General features: G+C 42.6%; 22 protein-coding genes and 1 pseudogene. 16 read left to right on the top strand and 7 right to left on the bottom strand.

The annotated features are described in order from the left end of the window. The first annotated feature begins 26 nt into the window (after positions 1-26). From hemH to AWH49_RS00305, 3 genes are all read left to right on the top strand, one after another. The gene (gene hemH / locus AWH49_RS00315; RefSeq protein ID WP_063964293.1) at positions 27-971 is read left to right on the top strand and encodes a ferrochelatase; all 945 of its coding nucleotides are present in this window, start codon (positions 27-29) and stop codon (positions 969-971) included. Positions 972-1,244: 273 nt separating this feature from the next. After that, the gene (locus AWH49_RS00310; protein WP_063964292.1) at positions 1,245-1,817 is read left to right on the top strand and encodes a TetR/AcrR family transcriptional regulator; all 573 of its coding nucleotides are present in this window, start codon (positions 1,245-1,247) and stop codon (positions 1,815-1,817) included. Between the two features lie 75 nt (positions 1,818-1,892). After that, complete coding sequence (locus AWH49_RS00305; RefSeq protein WP_063964291.1) at positions 1,893-4,175, top strand: YhgE/Pip domain-containing protein; 2,283 nt, start codon at positions 1,893-1,895, stop codon at positions 4,173-4,175. A gap of 172 nt (positions 4,176-4,347) precedes the next feature. On the opposite strand, the gene yhfH is transcribed toward AWH49_RS00305, so the two are convergent. Then, complete coding sequence (yhfH, locus tag AWH49_RS18825; protein ID WP_073712355.1) at positions 4,348-4,482, bottom strand: protein YhfH; 135 nt, start codon at positions 4,480-4,482, stop codon at positions 4,348-4,350. A 219-nt stretch (positions 4,483-4,701) separates the two neighbouring features. On the opposite strand from yhfH, the gene AWH49_RS00300 reads away from it, so the two are divergent. Continuing rightward, on the top strand, positions 4,702-5,436 hold the full coding sequence (locus AWH49_RS00300) for an MBL fold metallo-hydrolase (RefSeq protein ID WP_063964290.1): 735 nt from the start codon (positions 4,702-4,704) through the stop codon (positions 5,434-5,436). 159 nt (positions 5,437-5,595) lie between these two features. Beyond that, positions 5,596-5,776 (top strand): annotated as a pseudogene (locus AWH49_RS21145) (hypothetical protein). Positions 5,777-5,871: 95 nt separating this feature from the next. Here AWH49_RS21145 and AWH49_RS00290 read toward each other — a convergent pair. Beyond that, on the bottom strand, positions 5,872-6,105 hold the full coding sequence (locus AWH49_RS00290) for an IDEAL domain-containing protein (protein ID WP_034289174.1): 234 nt from the start codon (positions 6,103-6,105) through the stop codon (positions 5,872-5,874). A 168-nt stretch (positions 6,106-6,273) separates the two neighbouring features. Between AWH49_RS00290 and AWH49_RS00285 the strand changes: the two genes are divergently transcribed. From AWH49_RS00285 to AWH49_RS00250, 9 genes are all read left to right on the top strand, one after another. Continuing rightward, positions 6,274-6,870 carry a competence protein ComK gene (locus AWH49_RS00285; protein ID WP_063964288.1) on the top strand — a complete coding sequence of 199 codons (597 nt, stop codon included), beginning with the start codon at positions 6,274-6,276 and terminating at the stop codon, positions 6,868-6,870. Between the two features lie 23 nt (positions 6,871-6,893). Further along, positions 6,894-7,475 (top strand): TVP38/TMEM64 family protein, encoded by a 582-nt coding sequence (locus AWH49_RS00280; protein ID WP_034289179.1) that lies wholly within the window; start codon positions 6,894-6,896, stop codon positions 7,473-7,475. Positions 7,476-7,566: 91 nt separating this feature from the next. Then, positions 7,567-11,043: a helicase-exonuclease AddAB subunit AddB gene (gene addB, locus AWH49_RS00275; RefSeq protein WP_063964287.1), complete on the top strand. Its 3,477-nt coding sequence runs from the start codon at positions 7,567-7,569 to the stop codon at positions 11,041-11,043. Then, positions 11,027-14,704: a helicase-exonuclease AddAB subunit AddA gene (addA, locus tag AWH49_RS00270; protein ID WP_063964286.1), complete on the top strand. Its 3,678-nt coding sequence runs from the start codon at positions 11,027-11,029 to the stop codon at positions 14,702-14,704. Before addB ends, addA begins: the two co-directional genes overlap by 17 nt. A 61-nt stretch (positions 14,705-14,765) precedes the next feature. Next, positions 14,766-15,938 carry a DUF418 domain-containing protein gene (locus tag AWH49_RS00265; RefSeq protein ID WP_063964285.1) on the top strand — a complete coding sequence of 391 codons (1,173 nt, stop codon included), beginning with the start codon at positions 14,766-14,768 and terminating at the stop codon, positions 15,936-15,938. Between the two features lie 2 nt (positions 15,939-15,940). Continuing rightward, on the top strand, positions 15,941-16,798 hold the full coding sequence (locus tag AWH49_RS00260) for a fumarylacetoacetate hydrolase family protein (RefSeq protein WP_063964317.1): 858 nt from the start codon (positions 15,941-15,943) through the stop codon (positions 16,796-16,798). A 41-nt stretch (positions 16,799-16,839) separates the two neighbouring features. Next, complete coding sequence (locus AWH49_RS00255; RefSeq protein ID WP_063964284.1) at positions 16,840-17,187, top strand: DUF1516 family protein; 348 nt, start codon at positions 16,840-16,842, stop codon at positions 17,185-17,187. Between the two features lie 89 nt (positions 17,188-17,276). After that, complete coding sequence (locus AWH49_RS19790) at positions 17,277-17,417, top strand: hypothetical protein (protein ID WP_157723645.1); 141 nt, start codon at positions 17,277-17,279, stop codon at positions 17,415-17,417. Between the two features lie 130 nt (positions 17,418-17,547). Next, positions 17,548-19,050, top strand: coding sequence for an alpha-amylase family glycosyl hydrolase (locus tag AWH49_RS00250; RefSeq protein WP_082862610.1), 1,503 nt, complete (start codon positions 17,548-17,550; stop codon positions 19,048-19,050). Between the two features lie 83 nt (positions 19,051-19,133). On the opposite strand, the gene AWH49_RS00245 is transcribed toward AWH49_RS00250, so the two are convergent. Both AWH49_RS00245 and AWH49_RS00240 read right to left on the bottom strand, forming a co-directional pair. Continuing rightward, positions 19,134-20,024 carry an aldo/keto reductase gene (locus AWH49_RS00245; protein WP_063964283.1) on the bottom strand — a complete coding sequence of 297 codons (891 nt, stop codon included), beginning with the start codon at positions 20,022-20,024 and terminating at the stop codon, positions 19,134-19,136. 24 nt (positions 20,025-20,048) lie between these two features. Further along, the gene (locus AWH49_RS00240; protein ID WP_063964282.1) at positions 20,049-20,867 is read right to left on the bottom strand and encodes a Cof-type HAD-IIB family hydrolase; all 819 of its coding nucleotides are present in this window, start codon (positions 20,865-20,867) and stop codon (positions 20,049-20,051) included. Positions 20,868-21,012: 145 nt separating this feature from the next. Here AWH49_RS00240 and AWH49_RS00235 point away from each other — a divergent pair, with 145 nt between their 5' ends. Beyond that, positions 21,013-21,321 (top strand): metal-sulfur cluster assembly factor, encoded by a 309-nt coding sequence (locus tag AWH49_RS00235; protein ID WP_034289200.1) that lies wholly within the window; start codon positions 21,013-21,015, stop codon positions 21,319-21,321. 43 nt (positions 21,322-21,364) lie between these two features. On the opposite strand, the gene AWH49_RS00230 is transcribed toward AWH49_RS00235, so the two are convergent. The 3 genes from AWH49_RS00230 to AWH49_RS21135 all read right to left on the bottom strand — a co-directional run bounded on the left by AWH49_RS00230 (position 21,365) and on the right by AWH49_RS21135 (position 22,696). Further along, entirely contained in the window at positions 21,365-22,057 is a 693-nt protein-coding gene (locus AWH49_RS00230; protein WP_063964281.1) for a Crp/Fnr family transcriptional regulator, read from the bottom strand. A gap of 215 nt (positions 22,058-22,272) precedes the next feature. Then, complete coding sequence (locus AWH49_RS21140) at positions 22,273-22,497, bottom strand: zinc ribbon domain-containing protein (RefSeq protein WP_425305688.1); 225 nt, start codon at positions 22,495-22,497, stop codon at positions 22,273-22,275. A 10-nt stretch (positions 22,498-22,507) separates the two neighbouring features. Further along, complete coding sequence (locus AWH49_RS21135; protein WP_063964280.1) at positions 22,508-22,696, bottom strand: transposase; 189 nt, start codon at positions 22,694-22,696, stop codon at positions 22,508-22,510. Between the two features lie 265 nt (positions 22,697-22,961). On the opposite strand from AWH49_RS21135, the gene clpB reads away from it, so the two are divergent. Next, positions 22,962-25,547: an ATP-dependent chaperone ClpB gene (gene clpB, locus AWH49_RS00220; protein WP_063964279.1), complete on the top strand. Its 2,586-nt coding sequence runs from the start codon at positions 22,962-22,964 to the stop codon at positions 25,545-25,547. Positions 25,548-25,563 lie beyond the last annotated feature (16 nt).

Raw genomic sequence — 25,563 nt, 5'->3', positions numbered from 1 at the left:
ACTAATCAATAATGAGGTGGATATATATGATAAAGAAAAAAATGGGTCTACTTGTAATGGCGTATGGCACGCCTTATAAAGAAGAAGATATTGAACGCTACTACACGCACATTCGTCACGGCCGAAAACCGTCAGATGACATGCTAGATGACTTGAAAAGCCGCTACAAAGCGATAGGTGGCATTTCTCCTCTTGCAAAAATTACGGAAGAACAAGCAACAGAACTTGAGGCGTTTTTAAATAAGATGCAAGATGAAATTGAATTCAAAATGTATATTGGCTTAAAGCACATTGAACCGTTTATTGAAGATGCTGTAGGGCAAATGAAAAACGATGGCATTGAAGAAGCGGTATCTATCGTTCTTGCGCCGCACTTCTCGACGTTCAGCGTAAAGTCATACAATGACCGTGCTATGGAAGAGTCAGCGAAAATTGGAGGACCGTCGATTACATCGATTGAAAGCTGGTATCATGAGCCGAAATTTATTCAATACTGGTCAGACAAAATTAAAGAAACGGTCGATTCAATGACAGAAGAAGAAAAAGAGCATTTCGTCTTAATCGTTTCAGCACATAGTTTGCCGGAAAAAATCATTGCAGCGGGTGACCCATATCCTGATCAGTTAAAAGAGACAGCAGATCTTTTGGCAGGTGCTGCAGGCGTCGAACGTTACGCAGTTGGCTGGCAAAGTGCCGGTAATACGCCGGAGCCATGGATCGGCCCAGATGTGCAGGATTTAACGCGTGATTTGTATAAAACGAATAAATATAAAGCGTTTATGTATGTGCCTGCGGGATTTATAGCGGATCACCTTGAAGTACTATATGATAATGATTACGAATGCAAAGTCGTCACAGATGAAGTGGGTGCAGCCTATTATCGCCCAGCTATGCCGAATGCGCGTCCAGAGTTTATTGAAGCGCTCGGTGATATTGTCATGAAACATTTGAAAGAACACGCCGAACGTTAAAAAGGCGAATTTTGTAGAATACAATTGTAAAAAAGTAGTGAATACCGGCAGCAGGCTTATTAGCTTATTTCTTAAGCCAAATGTTTGTCGCAGAAAAGTATCCATTCGTCGCTAAAAAAAGAAAATGGGTTGTGAAAAAGGGCTGTTCGGGTTAGATAATCTCTAACTTTTTGGATAGCCCTTTTTTACATTGACAAGAAATAAGAAAAGACATAAAATAAATTTTGAACGAAATGACCAATTCGTTATTTTGGTCAAAATGAGGTGAAATGAATGGCAGTTGATCGTAAAAGATTCATTATCGAAGCAGCAACAAAATCATTTACATTGTTTGGCTACAAAGCGACGACGATGGATCAAGTCGCCAAACTTGCGGGCGTCGGCAAAGGAACCATTTATACGTTTTTCAAAAATAAGGAAGAACTATTTGAAGACATTATGACAATACTTATCCAAGAAATGAAACAGGCAGCAGAATCGGTCGTTCAAGAGACGCATTCTTTTCATGAAAATGTACATCGTGCTTTATTTGAAATGCTTCAGTTCCGCACGAAACATCAGCTGGCTGTCAAGTTGTTTCAGGAGGAAAAAGAAATGGGTACGCCGGCCGTGATTGACGCGGTGAGAAAAATGGAAGACGCCATTGTCGGCTATATTAAGAATCAAGTATCAGCGGCGATTGATAGGAATGAAATTAAGCAGTGCGACCCCGAAATTGCGGCGTTTATTATGCTGAAGCTCTATGTTACGCTTGTCGTTGATTGGGAGCGGCGCGGCAGAGCGCTAAGTAAAGAAGAAATTGCCCGTTTGTTTGAATTGTACGTCTTTGAAGGGTTGGCAATCTAATGCCTGTCCTTTTATTTTTAAATAAAAATGACCATATGAACAAAATAGTCATTTTTATATTTGGGAGGTATTTATATGTTTATAAAAGAAATAAAAGAGATCATGAAAAGCCGGATGCTGCTCATTTCCGTGATTGCCGTTATGATGATTCCACTCCTTTATTCAGGTGTGTTTTTATGGGCATTTTGGGATCCTTATGGACATCTTGACCGGCTGCCGGTTGCGGTTGTCAATAGCGACGCGGGCGCAGACTTTGAAGGAGAACAATTGGATCTCGGGGACGAACTGGAAAAGGAATTACGCGAAAACAGAAATTTTGATTTTCATTTCGTGACACAGGAAGAAGCGCAGGATGGACTTGAACAGCAGGAATATTATATGGTCATTGAAATTCCAAAAAATTTCTCGGAAAATGCGACAACGTTAATGGACGAAAAGCCGGAAAAGCTTGAATTAACGTATATTCCGAATGAAAGTTATAATTTCGTTTCGTCACAAATTGGCCAGTCCGCGATGAAAGAAATTCGCGCATCACTACAGAAGAGCGTAACCAAAACATATGCTGAAACAATGTTTGATAACATAAAGAAAATGGGTGACGGTTACGTAGAAGCAGGAGACGGCGCAGGTAAACTTGATGAAGGTGCGTTGAAAATGACAGACGGTACGAATAAATTGAAAAAAAATCTAGAAACATTGGCAAATAGTTCAGTAACATTTTCATCAGGTATTGAAAAAGCAAGTGAAGGATCCAAAGATGTCGCAATGGGAGCTGATCAGTTATCCAATGGATTCGTACAACTTAGTGAAGGGCAATCACAACTTATCGATGGTGGCAAACAGCTGCAAACGGGAACAGAAAAGCTGGCTTCGGGTGCTGTTGAACTTGAAACAGGCCTTAACAAGGTAAATGGAAGAATGACGGAATTAAAGGAAGGCACGTCGTCTATAAAAACAGGTGTGGATCAACTTCGTGAAAAACTGCCTGTTCTGTCAGAAGGTACAGGCATGATCGCGGCCAGTGCTGCTAATTTGACTACTGGCATGACGCAGTTTGAAGAAGAATTGAAAAATCAGATTAGCGCTGCTCAAACGGAGCAGATGGAACAGTTGCAGCCAATTTTAGCACAAGTAATGACGGAAGAACAGATGGCAGCAATGGAAGTATCCATGAAAGCGAACCAGGAGAAAATGAATGCTAGCATTGAAGCGGGATTTGATGAATTGCAAACGGGCAGCGGTCAACTTGCATCCGGTGCAAACGAGATCAATCAATCTGTATCCCGTGCCTTAACAGAAAATATGGACCAGTTGTCAAATAGTCTCGGTGATATACAAGATGGACAGACGCAGCTGCAATCGGGAATCGGAGAACTGGCAGCAGGCGCAGGGCGTATAAATACAGGTGCAGCACAGCTTCAAATTGGTGAGCAGGATCTTGTGACAGGATTAAATACGATGGCGGAGAAGTTAAATGAAGCAAAAAAAGGCTCTGATACGCTTGCGAAAGGCGCCAAAGATTTATCCGACGGCTTGACTGAACTTGCAGGCGGCTCGCATGAATGGACAGACGGAGCCGACAAGCTGGCGAATGGATCCGCAGAACTTGTTTCGGGATCTATTGAACTTGAAAAAGGCACGAAAGAACTGCAAGATGAGCTGATAGAAGCAGCGGAAGAAGCAGGCGATGTTCAGACAGATGACAAGACGTACGACATGATGGCGGAACCAGTCACTGTAGACAAGAAAGCTTTTCATGACGTACCGAACTATGGAACGGGCATGGCGCCTTACATGCTATCACTTGGTTTATTTGTTGGAGCGATTATGCTGACGATTATTTTTTCATTGAAAGAACCACTGATGCAGCCGAAAAGTGCACGATCCTGGTTTGCAGGAAAACTAGGCGTATTTGTTCTTGTAGGGTTTGTACAGGCGATGGCGGCCACAATCTTTTTGCTAATTGGACTCGATCTTCATGTGCAAAGTGTGCCATGCTTTTTCCTTATGGCGGTCATTGTAAGTGTATCGTTTATGACGCTGATTCAAATGCTCGCAACGATTCTTGGCAATCCGGGCCGGTTTATTGCGGTCTTAATTTTAATCAGCCAATTGACAGCGAGCGGCGGTACATTCCCGCTTGAACTTATTCCGAATGCTCTACAGCATATAAATAGACTACTGCCGATGGCGTATTCGATTGATGCATTCCGGGCGGTTATATCAAGTGGTGATTACGCCTTTATGTGGCAAAACGCAGCGGTCTTAATCGGGTTTTCGTTGTTTAATATGACGTTGACGGCGATTTATTTCCGCGGTCAATTTAAGCGGCAGTATGGTCGATTTGAAACAGCTTAAAGATGGCAAATAGCCGTCTTTTTTTCTTTCTAAATAATTCCCATAATTATTTCACACATATTATTTATGGGGAAATGGATCGTGATCGGGCAAGCCATATGAATCATTAAACAGCAAAAAACACCGGCTGCGCCTTGGCCGGTGTTTTATATGAAATATGTTGGCAAGTCTATTAAATGTCTTTAATATTTGAGCAAGTAGGACATATGTTGCTATAGCAGTCATGCTGCTCTTCAATGTATAAGCCGCAGTTTGCGCATTCTTTGGCGGGTAAGTTTTTGAAAAATTCAACGATGCTTTTAATCATGTGTCTCTCTCCCTTGTTATATAACTGTTTTATTTGATGGCTTAATTGTATTATAACAGATGAGGTTTCGTCAACTATTTTTTGAAAATCTATTTTAATTTTTATGTAAAAGGGAATAGTATAAAGTTAAAGTGAAACTACATACAATTCTTTTTGAATTCTTGAAGTAGAGGTAATTACTACCTGTTAATGCGGGATAAAAAGCGGGGAGAAATGAACATGAAAATAACGGTTATTGGCTGCTGGGGCGGTTTTCCAAAAGTAAACGAAGCGAGCAGCGGCTATTTAATTAACGAAGACGGCTTTCAATTATTGCTTGACTGCGGAAGTGGTGTCTTATCCAAACTGCAAAACTACACAAAACCTGCAGCACTGGACGCGGTCATTTTGTCACATTACCATACTGATCACATTGCGGACATTGGTGTACTTCAGCACGCACTGCTTATTGATTCATTTACAATGAAAACACGTGAAGAACCATTGCCTATTTATGGTCATCAAGAGAGTGAAGGCTTTAGCACACTTACATACAAAAAGATGACCACAGGCGTAGCCTATCATCCTGATGAGACGATTCAAATCGGTCCTTTTGTAGTCACATTATTGAAAACAAATCATTCGGTTCCCTGCTTCGCCATGCGATTTGAAGCAAACGGTCATACGATTGTGTACACAGCAGATACAGCTTACAAAGAAGAAATGATCGAATTTGCAAAGGGAGCAGACATATTGCTTGCAGAAAGTAATTTATATAAAGGAATGGACGGTACTTCCGCTGGTCATATGACGTCAGAAGAAGCGGGTATCATCGCCCAAAAGGCCGGAGTTCGCACACTGGTCTTAACACACTTGCCGCATTTCGGTGATATCAAACAGTTAAAAGAGGAAGCAGCTCAACTGTTTGAGGGTACGATCGTACTGGCACATGAATATTTGGAGATTGGACTATAAGTCGCCGGTTGCGGCTTTTTTTGTTGTCGAAGTAGGAGCAAAGCAATATAATTTGTTGGGAATGAAAGCTGGGAGGAAGAAAAATGGCAGCGCTAGTTGCGAAATACGGCCGAATTTAAAGAAGGGTTGTACGCAGGGATTGGCATTGCTATCGGCTACATACCGGCAGCGCTCACATATGGTCTGCTGGAGAAAAGTGCAGAGCTTTCATTTGTTCTGGCAGGGCATATTAAGAAATGTCCCGCATGCAACACTCGGTACGCTTATTTTTCCGGGTATTAACATTATTTTTACAGTACTTGGTTCTATTGGGATTTTAACGATTTTATCAATGTTATAAAAAAGAGGATGTACGCGTTTAAAAGCACCCGTATCAAAATAGATACGGGGCTTTTTTTGTTGAATTATTGAGGCATTCATTTCGTTTGAAGGAAATTATGATGTATGATAGCCCTTTTCTAACTGCTTTAATTCACCTGAAAGTGTCATAAATGTTGAACGATCGTCGTTATCAAGAGAATGATCGATTTTATCCATTAAAAGTGCTTTTTCTTTTTTGTATAAAATATCCTTAAGAAAGTTATCGATAAATTCACTCATCACTGTCTTTTCTTTTTCACGGGGCATCGGGGACTTCATCATTTCGGCAAAATAATTATTGTTCTCCATTTTAATCACCTCGGATACCTTTTTTATATTATATGAAATTTTAAGCAACTAATCAACAGAAAGTTTATAATTTTTAGAAAATTAAATCTTGTGGCAAAAGGGACAAAAATAACACCGGCATGGTAACATGAAAATGTGAGAACAATTCAGGTGAAAAGGATGAGCAAGATGACAAGAAATCCATTAAAACAGGCTGGAAAACTACTTCTTGTACAGTCGGAAACACTGATGTTAAAACCAGTTCAATTTGGTGAGAGTACGTGTACATGGATGTATGAAAGCAACAAGAAGCCGGTTTTAATGAACGAGAAAGCATTAACCATTATTCAGAAAAGCTGTCTTCATCACTTGTCTACTTACGATGGAAGAAGGGAAGCATCAAAGCTGCTGCTTGGCACTAAATCGAAAGTTCCTATTGTGATTGATCACATCGAAGGTATTTATCTCTTCCCGATTGTTTCACATTTAAAACCTGATTGTGTATGGATATCTTTATTTCACGTAAAGGAATTAAAAATTATCGACAAGAAAAAGACAGAAGTTCTGTTTAAAGATGGACAAAAAGTAATCGTGAATGTTTCGATGCATGTCGCATTCAGTCAATTGGCATTGGCAAACGAACTTCAAAAAAGAACGAAAATAATTACGTTCAACGGTAAGATAGAGAAAGTGGAACGCAAAAAATGGGTAAAGGGCAAAAAAAGAATGATTATTTCGTTTTCGGATTGGATAGAAAGAGAACAGGGAAAAGATTTGAGACGTTGATTGAATTGAAAGGGATTTAAAGAATGAACTTGAGTGAATGGTTATCAACAGAAAGAATCATGGATTGGATTAATCAATATGAATCGTTTGGACCGTTGCCAGGCTTTCTCCTGCCGCTTTTAGAAGCATTTTTACCGTTCTTACCGCTGTTCGCATTCGTTCTTGCCAATGTGAACGCGTTCGGGCTGTGGTTCGGCTTTTTCATTTCATGGGGCGGTGCTGTAACCGGTTCATTTATTGTTTTTCTATTAATCCGCCGGTATGGCCGCGAAAAGTTTTTATCCTTTTTGCAAAAAAATAAGCAGATAAGTAAAATGATGAATTGGGTAGACCGCCACGGGTTTGCACCGGTGTTTTTGTTGCTTTGTTTTCCCTTTACACCATCTGCTATTGTGAACATCGTGGCCGGTTTGTCGAGAATTAGCATCGTTCAATATTTGCTTGCTGTGATGGCTGGGAAAACAGTCATGATCTTCACGATTAGTTATGTTGGATATGATGTGGCCGCACTCATTCATCAGCCTGGCAGAACCGCTGTTATCGCTAGTATTATGATCGCCCTCTGGTTTGGCGGCAAACAATTGGAAAAGCGACTTGAAAAATGAAAGCCATATCATAGATGTGGTTTTTCGTTTTTCTTTTGAACGAACGTATGATCTTTGTTATAGTAGATAGTAATGAAATGGAGGGGTTGTAATGGGGCTGCAATTTGTTATTGGCCGATCTGGTTCTGGAAAAACGGATTGGATGATTTCAGAAATAAAAAAACGTATACTCGATGATCCGGAAGGACAACCGATTATTTATCTCGTGCCGGAGCAAATGTCTTTTTTATCTGAATACGAGCTGGCTGCAGATGACGATCTTGGTGGTACCATTCGTGCGCAAGTATACAGCTTTACTCGTCTTGCTTGGCGTGTTTTGCAGGAAGAAGGCGGGATGAGCAGGCAGCACATTACCCCGGCGGGACGAAACATTTTGATTCGAAAAATTATCGAAGAAAATAGGGAAGAGTTATCGGTTTTTTCAAAAGCTGCAGATAAAACCGGTTTTGTCAGCACGGTGGAAGGAATGCTTACTGAATTCCGACAATATTTAATTACCCCAGATGATATGGTGGAACATCTTAGAAGCGTTCCGGCCGCACTTGCGGATAAATTAAATGATTTGCAAAAAATTTATACAGAGTTTGATCAGGCACTTGTGGACAAATATACGGATTCCGAAGATTATATGCGTCTTCTTGCAGAAATGATCGTCAAATCAGATTACATACGAGAATCAACTATTTATATAGACGGATTTCACAGCTTTACACCACAGGAACATGATGTAATTCGCGTTTTGATGGACACAGCACAGCATGTGACGATTTCATTGACGACCGATCGATCGTTCCGGCATGATGATCCGGATGATACTGAATTATTCCGTTTAACAGGCCGGACGTATCATGATTTATATGAAAATGCGATTGAAGCAGGTATCGATATTAAAGACGATATCGTCATTCAAGGACATAAGCGGCAAAAAAATGAATCATTAATTCATCTCGAAACACAGTTTGACAAACGACCAGCAAACACACATGAAAGCAGTTCCGGTTTAACGATTATGCAGGCGGCAGGAAGAAGGGCAGAAATAGAAGGCGCGGCACGTGAAATTCGTCGTCTGGCGCGTGTAGAAAACTATCGCTATAAACAAATCGCGCTCCTTATCCGCAATGGAGAAGAATATCGGTCCATTATTGAAACGGTATTTGATGACTATAATATCCCCTTCTTTATTGATCAGAAGCGGCCCATGCTCAATCATCCGCTTATTGAATTGATTCGCTCATCTCTTGAAGTGATCAGTGGAAAGTGGCGGTATGAAGCTATTTTCCGTGCTGTTAAAACCGATTTGCTTTTTCCATTTGATGAACCACGTGAAAACGTGCGCCGCCGCATGGATTTACTTGAAAATTATGTGCTGGCTCATGGCATATACGGCGATCGCTGGACGAACGGCGAAAGATGGACGTACCGCCGTTATATGGGTCTTGAATTTACAAGTGTCGCTCAGACGGATGAAGAGCGTGCGTTTGAGATTCAGCTAAATGAGATGAAAGAGGCTGTTTCGACACCGCTGTATCGTTTAGAAAGGCGGTTAAAACACGCAAAAAATGCACTTGAATGTTGTCGATCTTTATATCAATTTATTGAAGACTTGAATATTCCACAAAAGATCGAACAACTATCAATCGAAGCGGAAGAACGGGGCGAGTTAGCGGCCGCGGCTCAGCATAATCAGGCGTGGGATGCGGTCATCGGTATGCTTGATGAGTTTGCGGAAGTGGCAGGAGATGAGCAGATGAATGCAAAAAAATTCGCTTCTGTTTTGAATGCTGGTCTTGAAGCGCTTGAGTTTTCAATTGTTCCGCCGGCTGCGGATCAAGTCATTGTAGCGAACCCTGAACGATCACGTTTGGCCGGCATTGAAGCTGCATTTGTCGTTGGCATGAATGACGGTGTTTTTCCGTCGCGTCAAATGGAAGATGGTATTTTGGACGATGAGGAACGGACAGCGCTCATTGCGGCAGGGATGAATGTTGCACCGGGAAGCAAAACGAGACTGCTTGATGAAGAATTCGTTGCATACCGTACGGTGACCATACCTGCGAGCCGCTTATATATTTCATGGCCGATTGCCGATTCAGAAGGGAAATCGTTGCAGCCGTCACCGTATATTAAAAGGCTAAGAGAACTTTTTGGCGGTTTAAATGAACAGCTTTTAGCTAATGATCCAGCTGATTTGAAGCCAAAAGAGCAACTCGAGTACATTGGCTATCCCGAGCCGACACTGTCTTATTTAACCTCGCAGCTTCAATTGAAGAAGCGTGGATATCCGCTTCATTCGTTCTGGTGGGATACGTACAATGTTTATATGGAAAGTCCGCTTAAACGAAAAGCAGGGCTCGTTCTGGATAGCTTATATTACGAAAATAAAACGAACGTGCTAAAGCCGCAGACCGGTATTGATTTATACGGAACGGATATGATTGCGAGTGTGTCACGAATGGAAACGTTCCATTCGTGCCCGTTCAGCCATTTTGCAAGGCATGGGTTAAAGCTGCGTGACCGCCTTGTGTATCGTCTTGAGGCACCAGATATTGGCGACCTGTTTCATGGTGCATTGAAATGGATAGCTGAAGAAGTTGAAAAGCGTGGAATGAAGTGGCCGGAACTTACATTGGAACAGTGCCGCACATTTGCAAAAAGTGCAGTGGAAGAGCTTGCACCAAAGCTTCAAAATCGAATTTTAATGAGTTCCAATCGGTATTCATACATTCAGCATAAACTCGAGCAAATTATTGCCCGGGCCTCAACGGTACTGAGTGACCAAGCAAAAGTGAGCGGTTTTTCGCCGCTTGGTATTGAGCTTGCATTTGGTCCACGGTCTGAATTGCCTCCGCTCGTCTTTCATTTGAAAAACGGTGCACGTATGTCGCTTGCCGGCCGAATTGACCGTGTAGATAAAGCGGAAGGGAATAACGATACATATTTGCGTGTTATCGATTATAAGTCGGGCAGCAGAGATGTCGATATGACGGAAATCTATTATGGATTTGCGATGCAAATGTTAACATATCTTGATATTGTGTTGACGAATTCATCCATTTTAACAGGCAAAGAAGCACGTCCGGGTGGTGTCCTTTATTTCCATGTGCATAACCCTTATTTAAATACGAAAAAATTTATGACAATTGAAGAAATTGAAAAAGAAATTATGAAAAGTTTCCGTATGAAAGGGCTTGTTCTCGGTGAAGATGAAGCCATTCATTTAATGGATGAGCAGCTTGAAACGGGAGACTCGCTTATTATTCCGGCAGGTTTTAAAAAGGATGGCACGCTGACCGCCCGTTCGAAAACAGTGGACGATGATTCATTTGGAACGATGCGGCGTCATGTTCGGAAATTATACGAAGATGCAGGTAATGATATTGTATCCGGAGCCGTTGATATTACACCGTATCGTTACAACAAAAAAACACCGTGTACATTTTGTTCATACCGGCAAGTGTGCCAGTTCGACGATACATTGGATGAAAACAGCTATAGACTGATTCGACCACATAAAAATGAAGAAATCATTCAGAAGATGAAGGAGAATGGTGATGACGGAATTGTATAATATCCCCGAGAAGCCGACAGATGTGCTCTGGACCGATGATCAATGGAAAGCGATTTACGCACATGGAAGCGATATTTTAGTTGCGGCAGCAGCGGGTTCTGGAAAAACTGCCGTGCTGGTTGAACGAATTATTCAAAAGATCATCCGTGAAGAATCGCCTGTTGAAGTGGATGAGCTTCTCGTTGTGACCTTTACAAACGCCGCCGCCGCAGAAATGAGACATCGGATTGGTGAAGCGCTCGAAAGGGAAATTGAGCGTGAGCCGGCATCCATCCGGCTGCGCCGTCAGCTCCGTCTTTTAAATAAAGCATCCATTTCAACATTGCATTCATTTTGTTTGGAAGTCATTCGGAAATATTATTATATGGTCGATATTGATCCGTCTTTTCGAATTGCGGACGATACAGAAGCGGTGTTAATCCGTGATGAAGTGTTAGAAGATTTGCTTGAAGAAGAATATGGAAAAGAGAACAATGAATCATTTTATCGATTGGTCGATACATTTTCTGGTGATCGAAGCGATGTCGAACTGCAAAAAGCGGTTATTCGTCTTTTTGATTTTTCCAGGTCACACCCGGATCCGGACGAATGGCTTCATCAACTCTCATCAGTATATGAAACAGCAGAATCCATTGATGATCTGTCTTTTATTGATCCGTTAAAAAAAGATATCCGCTTCCAGCTTGAAAGTGCGCTGGCGCTTTTAGATGAAGGCTTAATGATGACGGAATTACCAGGGGGACCTGTGCCGAGAGCAGAAAATTTTTTAGTAGATACCCGGGCGGTAAAAGCCATTTTGGAATGTGAAACGTGGGAACAGATGTACAATGCGTTTCAAACGGTTCGATTTCCGACACTAAAAATGTGTAAAGGGGACGACTATGATGAGGGGCTAAAGGAGCGGTCGAAGACAGTTCGGGACAATGCGAAAAAGTTGATCAATGAGTTAAAGGATACTTTTTTTGCCCGTAAGCCTGAAAATTGGCTGCGTGATATAGCTGAAATGAAGCCCGTTGTAGAACGGCTTGCTGAGCTCGTTCTTGCTTTTTCAAAGCGGTATGAAGCCGTAAAAAGAGAACGTGCCATTACCGATTTTAGTGATCTGGAGCATTACGCGTTGTCGATTTTAATGACAGATGGAGAGCCTTCAAAAGCGGCCGATTCGTATAAACGCCGCTTCAAGGAAGTGCTCGTTGATGAATATCAGGATGTTAATATGGTACAGGAAAAAATCGTCAGCCTTGTGTCGGCGAATGATGAACAAAAAGGCAACTTGTTTATGGTGGGTGATGTGAAACAATCCATCTATCGATTTCGACTTGCGGAACCGGGGCTGTTTCTCGGAAAATATAAGCGTTTCAGCACAGATGGCCTTGCTTCTGGACTTAAAATAGGGTTGTCGCGCAATTATAGAAGCCGCAGTGAAGTGCTCGATGGGACAAATTATTTGTTCCAGCAAATTATGGGGACAGATGTCGGCGAAATTGAATATGGCCCAGAAGAAGCGCTCGTACCGGGTGCAGATTACCCAGATGGCTCTTATCCTGTTGAAATCGCGTTAATTAGCAGCGATGGACCAGATGAAATAGCAGAAGAAGACATCGATCGTGAAGATGCGGAACAGTCACAGGTTGAATCGCGGTATATTACGTCCAAAATAAAAGAGTTAATTGAATCGGGACAACCTGTTTACGATCCGAAAACGAAAACAGAGCGGCCTGTACAGTACCGAGATATTGTCATATTAATGCGTTCTCTCACATGGGTGCCGGAAATGATGGAAGAATTTAAACATGCCGGTATTCCGGTTTATGCGAGCACATCTGGCGGTTATTTTCAAGCGACAGAAATATCTGTCATGCTCTCTTTACTGCAAGTCATTGACAACCCATATCAAGACATTCCACTGGCTGCTGTTTTGCGGTCACCGATTGTACGCTGCAGTGAAAATGAACTCGCATTAATTCGACTTGCATCGAAAAAAGGCAGTTATTTTGAATCACTGCTAGCTTTTATGGATGACCGAAATGGTGATGAATCTTTAAAAGAAAAAGTGAGTCCGTTTTTAGAATATCTGGAGAAATGGCGTTCCATTGGCCGAAGCGGTGCTTTGTCCGATTTAATATGGGAATTATATCGTGATACGCAGTTTTATGCATTTGCAGGCGGAATGCCAGGTGGAAAGCAGCGTCAGGCGAATTTACGTGCTTTATATGACCGGGCTCGTCAATATGAGGAAACGTCCTTCCGAGGTTTGTTCCGTTTTCTTCGTTTTATTGAGCGAATGCGTGAACGGGGCGATGATCTTGGGACAGCCCGTGCGTTGTCAGAGCAGGAAGATGTTGTCCGTATTATGACGATTCACGCAAGTAAAGGGCTTGAATTTCCGATCGTGTTTATGGCTGCTGCCGGACGACGCTTTAATATGATGGATTTAAATGGCCGCGTGCTGTTTGATAAAGATTACGGCGTGGCGGTTAAATACATGAATCCTGATAAGCGAATTGCTTGGCCCTCTCTTGTTCAGCTTGCTTTCCAGCGGAAAAAGAAACTGGAGTTGCTTGCGGAAGAAATGCGTGTACTTTATGTCGCGATGACACGCGCAAAAGAAAAACTTTTTATTACTGGTTCTGTGAAAAGGGCCGAGAAGAAACTAGCCAACTGGGTATTGTCAGGTGAAAGAGAATCGATGTTGTTAAGCGATGCAGTAAGAGCATCCGCTACGTCTTACATGGACTGGATAGGCCCTGTCTTAATGCGCCATACGGATCTTGATGGCACTCATCTGTTATTGGCAGATCATCCATCTCGTTTCACTTTTTCTGTCATTGAATCAGCGGAACTCTTTTTAACCGATGAAAAAAAACAAGAGATCGAGCAGGATATGTGGCTGGATTACATAAAAAAACGTCAGCCGTATCCGGAACAGTCACCGGAAAAAGGAGATATTGAAGAACGAATGAGGTGGGAGTACGCGTTTCCCGAAGCGGTGAGTCTTCGTTCGAAACAGTCGGTCTCCGATTTAAAACGAATGAATGATATTTACAGTGAAGGGGCTGCGAATGAGACAGCGAGCGATTATCGTCGTCCTGTATTTAGACGACCGCGTTTTATGCAAATGAAACAGTTGTCACCAGCCGAAATTGGAACAGCTGTCCATACAGTTATGCAGCACATAAGCCTTGAAAAAGCACCGGAAGAAGTTGAAGTGGAACGTCTTTTGGAGAAGCTGATTGAAAAAGAATTATTAACAGTCGAACAGACGGAAGTCATCCATACCGAAATGGTTGCTGCCTTTTTCAAATCAGAACCGGGGGAAATGCTGCTGGCAGCCGACCGTGTCCACCGCGAATTGCCGTTTAATATGGGGGTGTCAGCACGTGAAGCAGGAACTGCGGATTTAGATGAAAAAGTGTTAATTCAAGGGGTCATTGACTGTTTGTTCGAGTATAAAGGGAATCTATATTTGCTTGATTATAAAACCGATCGCATCACAGATCGTTTTGCGGGCGGGTTTACAGAAGCAGAGCCTGTTTTGCGTAAACGATACGACATGCAAATTACTTTGTACGCAAAAGCAATAGAACGCATTTGGAAACGGCCTTTGCATAAAAAGTTTGTCTTCTTTATGGACGGTGCACACGTAATCGAGTATACGTGAAAATCGCCTTTTTCTGTTATGATTATGAAAGTTATATTATAACCTGGAAGGAGCGTTTTGCTTGCAGTCTTTATCAACAGGGGAAAAACCGCGAATCTTAGCGATCGATGTATTGAGAGGGCTATCGCTTTTCGGTATCTTTCTCGTCAATATGTTTTCGTTTCATTCGCCTTATTTTTATTACAATCCATATGAATGGTGGAAAACATCACAGGATTTAACTATTTTTTCCTGGGTTGATGTTTTCGTACAGGCTAGTTTTTACCCGCTGTTTGCGATGATGTTTGGTTTTGGCGTGGCGATGCAGTATGCAAAAGCGAGAGAGCAGGGAAGGTCTTTTACTTGGACCGGTATTCGCCGTTTTACTTTTTTACTGCTGCTCGGTCTCATTCATGCTTTCTTCATCTGGCCAGGCGATATTTTATTCAATTACGCAGTATGCGGCTTTCTTCTATTGCTTTTTTTACGTTTTTCTGGACGTATGCTACTTATTGTCGGTCTCGTTCTTTTGTTTTTGCCAGCCGTTTTGTTAAGCATGATGCTCATGCTGGCTGCTTATTCAGATCCATATAACGCTTTGTATTGGACAGATATTGCGTCTGTTTCACAATCCATTGCCGCGTATGGAAGTGGATCGTATATGGAAATTACGATGCAGCGAATACATGACTGGATGAACGTAAACCTTGTGGACGGAGGATTTTTAATCCAAATCATTTCAATCTTTCCACTTTTAATCATCGGTGCGGGTGCTTATAAATTGAATGTCATTGACAAATGGACAACTCATCCGAAAAAAACGACGTTCACTTTTCTTGTGTTTTTTATTGCCGGCCTTTTGTTAAAAGGGGTACCGCATGTTCTTGACCGCAATAATATTGCGTACATGTACGTGCAGGATTCGATTGGCGGTCCGATATTAGCTATATCATACGCAGTACTCATTGTTTTATTGTGCACATTTCAATGGCCGCAAAAAATGCTGCAACCGTTCGCCGCTGCCGGGAAAATGTCATTAACCAATTATTTAATGCAATCTGTCATCGGGACACTCATTTTTTATCATTACGGCCTCGGTTATTACGGTCAAATAACCATTTTAACTAGTATGTGGATTTGTTTGACCATTTTTGCTGTACAAGTGGTCGTATCTAATTTATGGCTAGATCGATTTAAGAGGGGACCGATGGAGTCGCTTTGGCGTACTGTTACATATGGAAAAGGGGGGAAATAATGATGAAATGGATCAGCTTTGTTTATAAAGGGGTTGAACATTATGGAATCTATAATGACTGGGACAAAACGGTCGTAAACTTAACAGAAATGAATGACGCGCCGAAAACGCTGAGAGAAGCAATTGGCCAGCCCGAATTTATGAAAGCGGCTGTGGATTTTTCTACTACATCAAAAGGAATAAAAGCATTAGAAATTGAATGGCTGGCACCGATTCCAAGACCAGCGAAAAATATTTTCTGTGTTGGGAAAAATTATCGAGATCATGCGGTTGAAATGAGCGGAGAAGCAAGTATTCCGGAACACCCGATCATTTTCACAAAAGCACCGACAACGGTATCAGCACAAAATGCGCTGATTCCAGCATATGAATCATTGACGGATTCGCTTGATTATGAAGGGGAATTGGCGGTCATTATCGGTAAAAAAGGAAAAGAGATTGACCGTGAAGATGCGTTTGACTACATTTTTGGCTATACCGTTTTAAATGATGTGACAGCACGCAACATTCAAAATCGCCATCACCAGTTTTTCCTTGGAAAAAGCTTAGATGCAACGTGCCCGATGGGGCCATGGATTGTAACAAAAGAGGATATTGAAGATCCACATAACCTGTCGATTGAAACGAGAGTAAACGGAGAAATACGGCAGAAGTCGAATACATCCCAGTTTATTTTTCCGATCGACGAAATTATTCATGTCTTATCAAAAGGTATGACGCTTGAACCGGGTGACATCATCGCCACAGGTACTCCAGCTGGCGTTGGTTATGCAATGAATCCCAAAAGAATGCTGAAAGCAGGCGATTCTGTTGACATTACAATTGAAGGTGTCGGTACTTTGACAAATAAAGTACAGTGATTATGTGGTAAGATAATAGTGCAAAAAGGAGGGGGAAAATTATGGACTTTTTAACATCATCAACACATGTGCACATTACAACATGGGTCGTAGCCGTTGTTTTGTTTTTTATCGCACTAGGCAAACCATCTAAAGGTTTGCATATGGCGCTGCGCCTGTTTTATGTGCTCATCTTGATCACAGGGTTCATGTTGTTTGTGACATTTGACAGCTTAAATCCGATGCTTTATGGATTTAAAATGCTCGGTGGAATTTTAACGATCGGTTTAATGGAAATGACGCTTGTCCGCAAAAAGAAAGGCAAAGGGACAGGCGGCGTGTTAGTTGGGGCCGTTCTTTTGCTTCTTATCACAATTATTCTAGGGTTTGCACTTCCAGGAATCGCTTAAAAGTAGATTCCTTATTTCGACGAAAAAAGCTGCGCGGTTATTTAATAGCGCAGCTTTTTTGTTATAATAAAAGAAAAGGAGCTGATCAAGTGTTACCTGTTTTATTATGGCTGCTTGTATTCATTTTGTTTATATACACGGTGCGGGCTGTGTCGATTCATATGACAAGGTCTGAAACGTTGATCTCTTCAGAACCTTTTCCAACTGAAAAAGAACAGACTGACAAATAGCCGTCTTTTCCGAAAAGGAAGAGGCGTTTTTTGTCCGTTTCTTGAACAATCTCAACATTGTTTGACGCAAAGTAGTAAAAAGCGTACTCTAAAGGTTAGCATAACCACTTTGACGCAGGGGGAAAAGGCAGTGAAAAGACAATTATTTTCGCTCGTCATGATCCCGCTTCTCCTTTTTTCTGGAAGCGCCGTATTAGCGGAAGAAAAAAGTGAGGAATGGCATGATGAAACGATGTATTTTTTAATGACAGACCGTTTTATGAATGGTGATCCTACGAATAATGCGCAAGTAAACAATGAAGATCCATCCGCTTATCAAGGTGGAGATTTCAAAGGTGTAGAAGACCAGCTTGATTATTTACAGGAACTAGGGATCACATCGATTGTCATGTCGCCTGTTTTTGAAAATGAGGCAGGGGCCTATCATGGCTACAGTGTGACGGATTATAGCAAGATGAATGAGCAGTTCGGATCGAAAAAAGAACTGCAGCGTCTTGTAAAAAAGGCGCATGAACTGGATATTCGGGTTCTTGTTGATTTCCCAGCAACACGTGTGAGCACGAAGCATGTGTGGGCAGGTGATCCAGCTAAAGAGGATTGGTTTACATCGCTCTCAAGTGCACAGGAGCCAAATTGGCTTGGAAACATGGCTGAGATTAATACAGCGAATGTAGACGTGCAAAATGCGCTGATTAATGTAGCGGTCGAGCTTGCCGATGATACAGGCATTGACGGGTACTTTTTCAGCAATGCATCTGGTGCTGCTCCTTCTTTCTGGACAGCATTTGACGAGAAATTGCCGGCCCTTCACTTAATTGGTGAAATGAATGATGTGACGCCCGAAGAAGCGGCTGCTTATGAAGAAGCAGGTCTTGATTCGGTGACAGCTGCATGGATGCAGGAGCCGCTTCGCAAGCAGTTTGCGACGGTTGACCGTTCTTCAGAAGAAGTGAAAGAGCTGCTGCTTAAAGAGCAGGATGTGTTCAAAGATCCTTTGGAGATCATTCATATGGCAGATTCTGCGTTAACAGACCGATTTACGCTTGATATGGCGAATGAGAACATGTTCCCTGGCGCTCGCTGGAAAATGGCGCTGACGTATATGTATACGACACCGGGGACGCCGGCTGTTTTTTATGGATCAGAAATTGCACAAAATGGAGAGTCTGGTGTTGATGCACACGGATTAATGAATTTTCGGACGGATCAGGAACTTGTTGACTACATAAAGCAAATTGCTAAACTGCGTGCCGATTTGCCGGCGCTGCGGCAAGGGTCGTACAAGCCCCTTTATGAAAAAGAGGGCCTATCCGTTTTTAAACGGGAATATGAAAATGAAACGTTGATTGTTGCGATTAATAATACAGGAGAAACACAAAAAGTAACGATACCTGTAGATGAACTTGATCCTGAAAAAGAATTGCGCGGACTGTTAGCGGGTGATATGTCACGTGCTGCGGACGGGGAGTTCACCATTATTTTAGACCGTGAAGAAGCGGAAGTTTATGCGCTTACGGAAAAAACAGGGATCAACTATGCATTTATTGGTGCAATGATCATCGTTTATGTAACCTTTATGATTTTCCTTTATATCGTCTGGAAACGTGGAAAACGTGCAGCAGGTAAGGAATAAACAAAAGAGCTGTCCCAAAAGTCAGTGAATAACTGACCTAGGACAGCTCTATTTTTTGTTTGAAAAAGATAGATTAGTGTTGCTTATGGAACGCTATGGCCCATGGAACTTTGCAAAATAGCAAACCACTGGTCATGATTGAGTGATAGATCAAGTGATTTTACAGCAGCGTCAATCCGTTCTTTTTTGCTGGAACCAATAATCGGCATAATCTGTGCTGGATGACGAATGAGCCATGCGTAAAGGACTTCGTCTATTCTGTCTGCACCGATTTCATGGCCAACTTCTTGAAGTGTTTGACGAAGTCTGATGGCTTTTTCATCGGTACCGTTAAAAATAGAACCGCCTGCAAGCGGAGACCAAGCCATTGGCGCAATTCGTTTTTCCTGGCACAAATTAAGTGTGCCGTCTTCGAAGTTTTCAAGATGATAGGCAGATAATTCTAACTGATTCGTTACGAGCGGAAACGTCATGTGTGATTCAAGCATCCGCCATTGATGATCTTTAAAGTTGGACACACCAAAATGGCGTACTTTTCCTGTTTCTTTTAACTGAACGAATGCCTCCGCTGTTTCATGAGGGTCCATAAACGGATCCGGTCGATGAATAAGCAGCAAATCAATGTAGTCGGTTCGCAAGTTACGCAATGATTGCTCAACCGACGCGATAATATGAGGTTTCGTGGTATTGTAATGCTTAGGGCGCTGTTCAGACGGCAAAACGATGCCGCATTTCGTGACGAGTTCCATTTGATAACGCAATGATGGTTTTTCATTTAGTGCGTCGCCAAATAGCGTTTCACATGTATAGCCTCCATAAATATCAGCATGATCGAATGTTGTAATCCCACGCTCCATTGCGTGTTCAATTAAATCAAGTGTTTTTTTAGTAGAATATTGCCAGTCGGCAAGTCGCCATGATCCGTGAATGAATCGGGAAAATGACAGGTCATCTGTTAATTGAATGCGTTCCATCATAACCATCCTTGTTTATTCAGTTTAAACGTGTATGTTTAGTGATAACCGTTCTTCTAGAAAAAGGGCGATGCCGTCGTCTTCATTTGAAGCGGTCGTTTCATTCGCAATCGATTTTAATTCCTTAATCCCGTTGCCCATTGCGACCCCGATGCCGGCAAAATCGATCATTTCTAAGTCATTGTCTTCATCACCGAAAGCAATAATGCGTTCGGGCGGAATGCCGATCCAGTCGGAAATACGCTTTAAGCCGACTGCTTTGCTCATGCCGCTTTTGACGATTTCGATAACATGCCACGGCGCTGCCCAACGCCGGTGATCGATCACTTCGGCATGAACATCGCTTAAATGCCGTCGTATTTCTGGCACCTGTTCTTCTGTCGCATGAATGAGCATACTTGTTGGATGATCAGTCAGCATGTTGCGCAAATCACCGCATGTAATGCCGGCGCTGCCCATTTCAAATACATCGATGAGTTTTTCATCGTGATAGTGAAAATAGACATCATCGAGTACTTCAGCGATGATATTTTGAAAAGTGAACGATTGACATGCTTCAACGATATCGATTGCTGTTTTTAACTCCATCGGCTCATGAAACATCCCCCATTTGGCATTGCCAGGATGGTGAACGAATGCACCATTAAAGTTGACGATCGGTGTTTTTAATCCGAGCTCACTGTAGTATGGTACACTGGAGCGAAACGGGCGGCCCGTTGCAATCATTACTTCGTGGCCTTGCTCCATTGCCGCATGGATCGCTTGCTTCGTTCGGAAAGAGATCGTTTTTTCATCAGTCAATAATGTTCCATCGAGATCAAGTACAATTAAATGTTTTTCCATTCTGCATCTCTCTCTCCTTTTCCTGTTTCTCCTTTTAAGTGTAGAGGGTAGGGCCCTTATTTGTAAAGAGGCAGGCTTTTTGTTTATTTATATGTTTGTCTGTTATGATAAGAAGAGATGAGAAAAGGAAGGAGTGTTTTTTAACATGGATCAAGATTTAAAAGAAAATATTATGGGTGCGCTTGAGCAGGTTGTCGATCCGGAACTCGGTATTGACATCGTCAACCTTGGGCTTGTCTATGACGTCGATATGGACGCGGAAGGAAAAACAACAATTACGATGACATTGACGTCAATGGGCTGTCCACTTGCCGGCGTTATCGTCGATCAAGTGAAAGCAGCGCTTGCCGATATTCCAGAAGTGAAAGAAGTGGAAACGAACATTGTATGGACGCCGACATGGTCACGCGACATGATGTCACGCTATGCAAAAATTGCATTAGGCATTCAATAAAAAGAGATGGAGGACTCCGATACTTGGGGACCCTCCATCTTTTTTAATCAATTTGGCACATATCAATCGGACAGTTTTCACAGTTCACTTCCTGTTTTAAATAATCAATGTCGCATAATATGATACGGTTACGCTTCATTTTAATGATGCCTTCTTTTCTCAGTTCCGAAAGCAGCCGATTGACGACTTCACGCGACGTGCCGCATAAGTTCGCCATTTCTTGGTTCGTCAGCGACACATTTAGTCGTAGACCATCTTCTGTTTTTTCTCCAAACGTGTTGCCCATCCGAATCAGTGTTGAATAAACACCGCCTTTTTTCCCGTTCAAGACGAGATCTCGGAGCTTTGACTGTGTCCGTAAATGGTGGTTATGCGTATAGCGAAGCCACTGCACCATTAATTCCGTTTTTGATGACAACGCCGATTCTAGTTTCCATCGGGGGATGACAAGTGCTTCACCAGATTCGATGGCTCTGGCATTCATTGTATAATTCGCATCTTCTTCAAACAGTGCCATTTCAATTAGCATATCCATTGCTTTTGAAATCCGAATGGTTAATTCACGACCATCGGGTATAACTTTGCCAATCTGTATTTTGCCGGACTGCAGCCAGAAAATGTTAGATGCCGCTTCCCCTTCTTGAAACAAGTAAGTGCCTTTTTTAAACGAACACACATGTTGCTCTTCTGTAAATAAAGCTTCCAGTGTACGTGAAAGCGACGGGTCAAATACCACTCGATTTCCACCTCCTTATCTCTTATTGTAAAGGTGTTAAGTGTGCATAACAACTAGTTATTTTCGAGTATGAACTACCCGCCATTTACGAAAGAAACGCATTTTCGTTGAAGTGGGGGATTTTTGAGAACACCAACGTCACCGCCCATTTTTGATCAGGCAATCTCCACAGCCTCTGCGGCTCATCATACAAACGGCATTGGCCTCCGACGTGTTCAAACCTGTAAAAGTCTGAGTGCTTCTGCTTTTAAGTTGTTTGCGGCATTGATGTCTCGGTCGTGATGCCTGCCGCATCTGTATGTCCATTCGCGTAGCTTCAGGTCTTTCACCGTTTTGTGTTGATATCCGCGGGAGGAACAGAGCTGGCTGGGAGGGAATGTTTTCCCGACAACGATGACCTTGTTTCCCGTACCTCTTTGCTTTGTATTCCTGCATTGCACAGAACTCTGATCACAACACTTCACTGATGGCTTTCGAGAGCTGGTGGTTTTTAAGCATGTTGGATACCTGCAAGTCTTCTATTTCGATCACATCGTCGTTTTTGATGATGGTGGTTGAGATTTTTTGCAGGTAATCGGTTCTTACATTGGCGAGTTTCTTCTCCAATCTTCGAAAAAACGTTGGGTTTTCATACAGCACTCAGCGATCCATCCGACAAAATAGCGAAGTTTTTCAAGCCCATATCAACCCCAAACAGCGGAGTTTGTTTTAGAAAGTTCTTTGACTTCCTGTTCCACAAGCAAGTAAACAAAATAGTTGTCGGATGGATTCCGTCTAACGGTGGCAGACAAAATGCGTCCCTGAAAGCCGATAAAATAAAGTTAATCACGCCGTTATCTTTGCGAAAAAAAAGGGAATAAATTAAAATGAATGAAAGGTCAAAAAAGGTCAAGGAGGTTTTGGGATGAAGATGGACAACATGACATATACGATGCAGGAAGCACTTGCCGCAGCTCAGCAAAGCGCTGTTGAACGAAACCATTCTGATGTGGATACCGTGCACATGATGATAGCACTCACTTCAAAAGAAGATGGACTGTTCAGCCGAATTCTCGAGCGGGCAGGAATGAAAAGAGCTGTGTTGCTCCGCGTTTTGCAGCAAGCGATTCAAACAAAGCCGGTCGTTTCTGGAGACGCGCAGTACGGTGCTTATTTATCAAGTGGATTGAACACATGGTTTCAAAAAGCGACAAGCATTCAAAAAGAGTTCGATGATGCGTATTTATCCGTTGAACATATGACAGCGACGATTTTTTCAGCAGGCAAAGTGATTGCAGACGTTTTAAAAAAAGAACACGTGACGGAAAAGGCCATCTTAAACGCCATTCATGAGATTAGGGGGAATGAAAAAGTGACGACACAAAATCCAGAAGCAGGCTATGAAGCACTAGCGAAATACGGACGTGATTTAGTCGAAGAAGTACGTGCGGGGAAAATTGATCCAGTCATTGGCCGTGATGATGAAATCCGGCATGTGATTCGGATTTTATCGCGGAAAACGAAAAACAATCCAGTATTAATTGGAGAACCGGGAACAGGAAAGACCGCTATTGTAGAAGGGCTAGCTTGGCGAATTGTTCGCAAAGATGTACCAGACGGCTTGAAAGATAAAACGATTTTTTCGCTTGACATGAGTTCGCTCATTGCTGGTGCCAAATTTCGTGGGGAGTTTGAAGAACGGTTACAAGCCGTGTTGAATGAAGTAAAGAAAAGCGAAGGCAATATTTTATTATTTATTGATGAAATTCATACAATTGTCGGTGCAGGGAAAACAGAAGGATCGATGGATGCGGGCAATATGCTTAAGCCAATGCTCGCAAGGGGTGAACTTCATTGTATTGGTGCGACGACGCTCGATGAACATCGCCAATACATTGAAAAAGATCCGGCACTGGAGCGACGTTTTCAGCCTGTACTCGTGTCAGAACCGACGATTGAAGATACAATTTCGATATTGCGTGGCTTGAAAGAACGGTTTGAAATTCATCATGGCGTAAACATTCACGACCGGGCGCTCGTTGCAGCTGCCACATTGTCCAATCGCTATATTACAGATCGTTTTTTACCGGACAAAGCAATTGACTTGATGGATGAAGCATGTGCGATGATCCGGACGGAAATTGATTCGATGCCGACTGAACTCGATGCCGTGATGAGACGTGTTATGCAGCTGGAAATTGAAGAAGCAGCGCTGCGAAAAGAAAAAGATGCGGAAAGTGCTGCGCGTCTTGTTCACATTCAAAAAGAATTATCCAATTTAAAGGAACAAGCAGATACCATGAAGGCCCAATGGATGGGTGAAAAAGAAGCGATTATGCATGTAAAAGAGAAGCGGGGCGAACTCGATCGTCTGCGTCGTGAACTGGAAGATGCAGAAAGCCGTTATGATTTAAATCGGGCAGCTGAGCTGCGCCATGGACAAATTCCGGCTGTAGAGAAAGAATTAGTCGACTTGGAAGCGGGCGCTGCGGATGAAAAAGAGAACCGGCTCCTTCGTGAAGAAGTAACAGAAGAAGAAATTGCATCGATTGTGGCGCGCTGGACAGGCATTCCAGTAACGAAATTGGTGGAAGGCGAGCGTGAAAAATTATTGCGTCTTGAAGACATTTTACACGAGCGGGTGATTGGACAGGATGAAGCTGTATCACTTGTCAGTGATGCGGTACTGCGGGCACGAGCGGGTATTAAAGATCCGAATCGCCCAATCGGCTCTTTCTTATTTCTCGGACCAACCGGTGTCGGTAAAACGGAGTTGGCGAAGACGCTTGCCGATGTGCTGTTTGACAGTGAAGAGCAGATGATTCGTCTTGATATGTCCGAGTACATGGAGAAACATTCCGTGTCAAGGCTTGTTGGAGCGCCTCCAGGGTATGTAGGGTATGAAGAAGGCGGTCAGTTGACAGAAGCGATTCGCCGTCGGCCATATTCTGTCGTGCTGCTGGATGAAGTGGAGAAAGCGCATCCGGATGTGTTTAATATTTTGTTGCAAATACTGGATGATGGCCGGATTACCGATTCACAAGGACGCATGGTTGACTGTAAAAATACAGTGTTCATTATGACGTCTAATATTGGGTCGTCTCATTTGCTTGAAATGGGAAGCGAAGGAGAAATTCCGGAAGAAGCAAAGAATAATGTGATGATGCAGCTGCGTGCTCATTTCCGGCCGGAGTTTTTGAACCGGGTCGATGATATCGTGCTATTTAAACCACTTACACGTGACAATTTAAAAGACATTGCAAGTAAAATTTTGGTGGGATTGGATGAGCGTCTGGCGGATCGGGGAATTACCCTTTCTGTTACGGATGAGGCAAAAGATATCATTGTAGAAGAAGGCTATGATCCAGTCTTCGGTGCCCGCCCATTGAAACGATTCATTCAACGGCAAATTGAAACAAAAGTAGCTCGTTCGATTATTGCCGGTGAGATTTTGCCAGGTGCAACGGCAGTCGTCGATGTAAAAGAGGGTGAACTCGTCGTTAGGAAGTGAGTGGTCAGAAACAACA

This window comes from Domibacillus aminovorans (assembly GCF_001643235.1).
GTDB lineage: Bacteria > Bacillota > Bacilli > Bacillales > Domibacillaceae > Domibacillus > Domibacillus aminovorans.
Note: the sequence above shows the minus strand (reverse complement) of the source record. Positions and strands in the feature narration are given on the sequence as shown.

Coding starts and splice junctions, on each gene's coding strand:
- hemH (WP_063964293.1), top strand. CDS start 27: ATGATAAAGAAAAAAATGGGTCTACTTGTAATGGCGTATGGCACGCCT.
- AWH49_RS00310 (WP_063964292.1), top strand. CDS start 1,245: ATGGCAGTTGATCGTAAAAGATTCATTATCGAAGCAGCAACAAAATCA.
- AWH49_RS00305 (WP_063964291.1), top strand. CDS start 1,893: ATGTTTATAAAAGAAATAAAAGAGATCATGAAAAGCCGGATGCTGCTC.
- yhfH (WP_073712355.1), bottom strand. CDS start 4,482: ATGATTAAAAGCATCGTTGAATTTTTCAAAAACTTACCCGCCAAAGAA.
- AWH49_RS00300 (WP_063964290.1), top strand. CDS start 4,702: ATGAAAATAACGGTTATTGGCTGCTGGGGCGGTTTTCCAAAAGTAAAC.
- AWH49_RS00290 (WP_034289174.1), bottom strand. CDS start 6,105: ATGGAGAACAATAATTATTTTGCCGAAATGATGAAGTCCCCGATGCCC.
- AWH49_RS00285 (WP_063964288.1), top strand. CDS start 6,274: ATGACAAGAAATCCATTAAAACAGGCTGGAAAACTACTTCTTGTACAG.
- AWH49_RS00280 (WP_034289179.1), top strand. CDS start 6,894: ATGAACTTGAGTGAATGGTTATCAACAGAAAGAATCATGGATTGGATT.
- addB (WP_063964287.1), top strand. CDS start 7,567: ATGGGGCTGCAATTTGTTATTGGCCGATCTGGTTCTGGAAAAACGGAT.
- addA (WP_063964286.1), top strand. CDS start 11,027: ATGACGGAATTGTATAATATCCCCGAGAAGCCGACAGATGTGCTCTGG.
- AWH49_RS00260 (WP_063964317.1), top strand. CDS start 15,941: ATGAAATGGATCAGCTTTGTTTATAAAGGGGTTGAACATTATGGAATC.
- AWH49_RS00255 (WP_063964284.1), top strand. CDS start 16,840: ATGGACTTTTTAACATCATCAACACATGTGCACATTACAACATGGGTC.
- AWH49_RS00245 (WP_063964283.1), bottom strand. CDS start 20,024: ATGGAACGCATTCAATTAACAGATGACCTGTCATTTTCCCGATTCATT.
- AWH49_RS00240 (WP_063964282.1), bottom strand. CDS start 20,867: ATGGAAAAACATTTAATTGTACTTGATCTCGATGGAACATTATTGACT.
- AWH49_RS00235 (WP_034289200.1), top strand. CDS start 21,013: ATGGATCAAGATTTAAAAGAAAATATTATGGGTGCGCTTGAGCAGGTT.
- clpB (WP_063964279.1), top strand. CDS start 22,962: ATGAAGATGGACAACATGACATATACGATGCAGGAAGCACTTGCCGCA.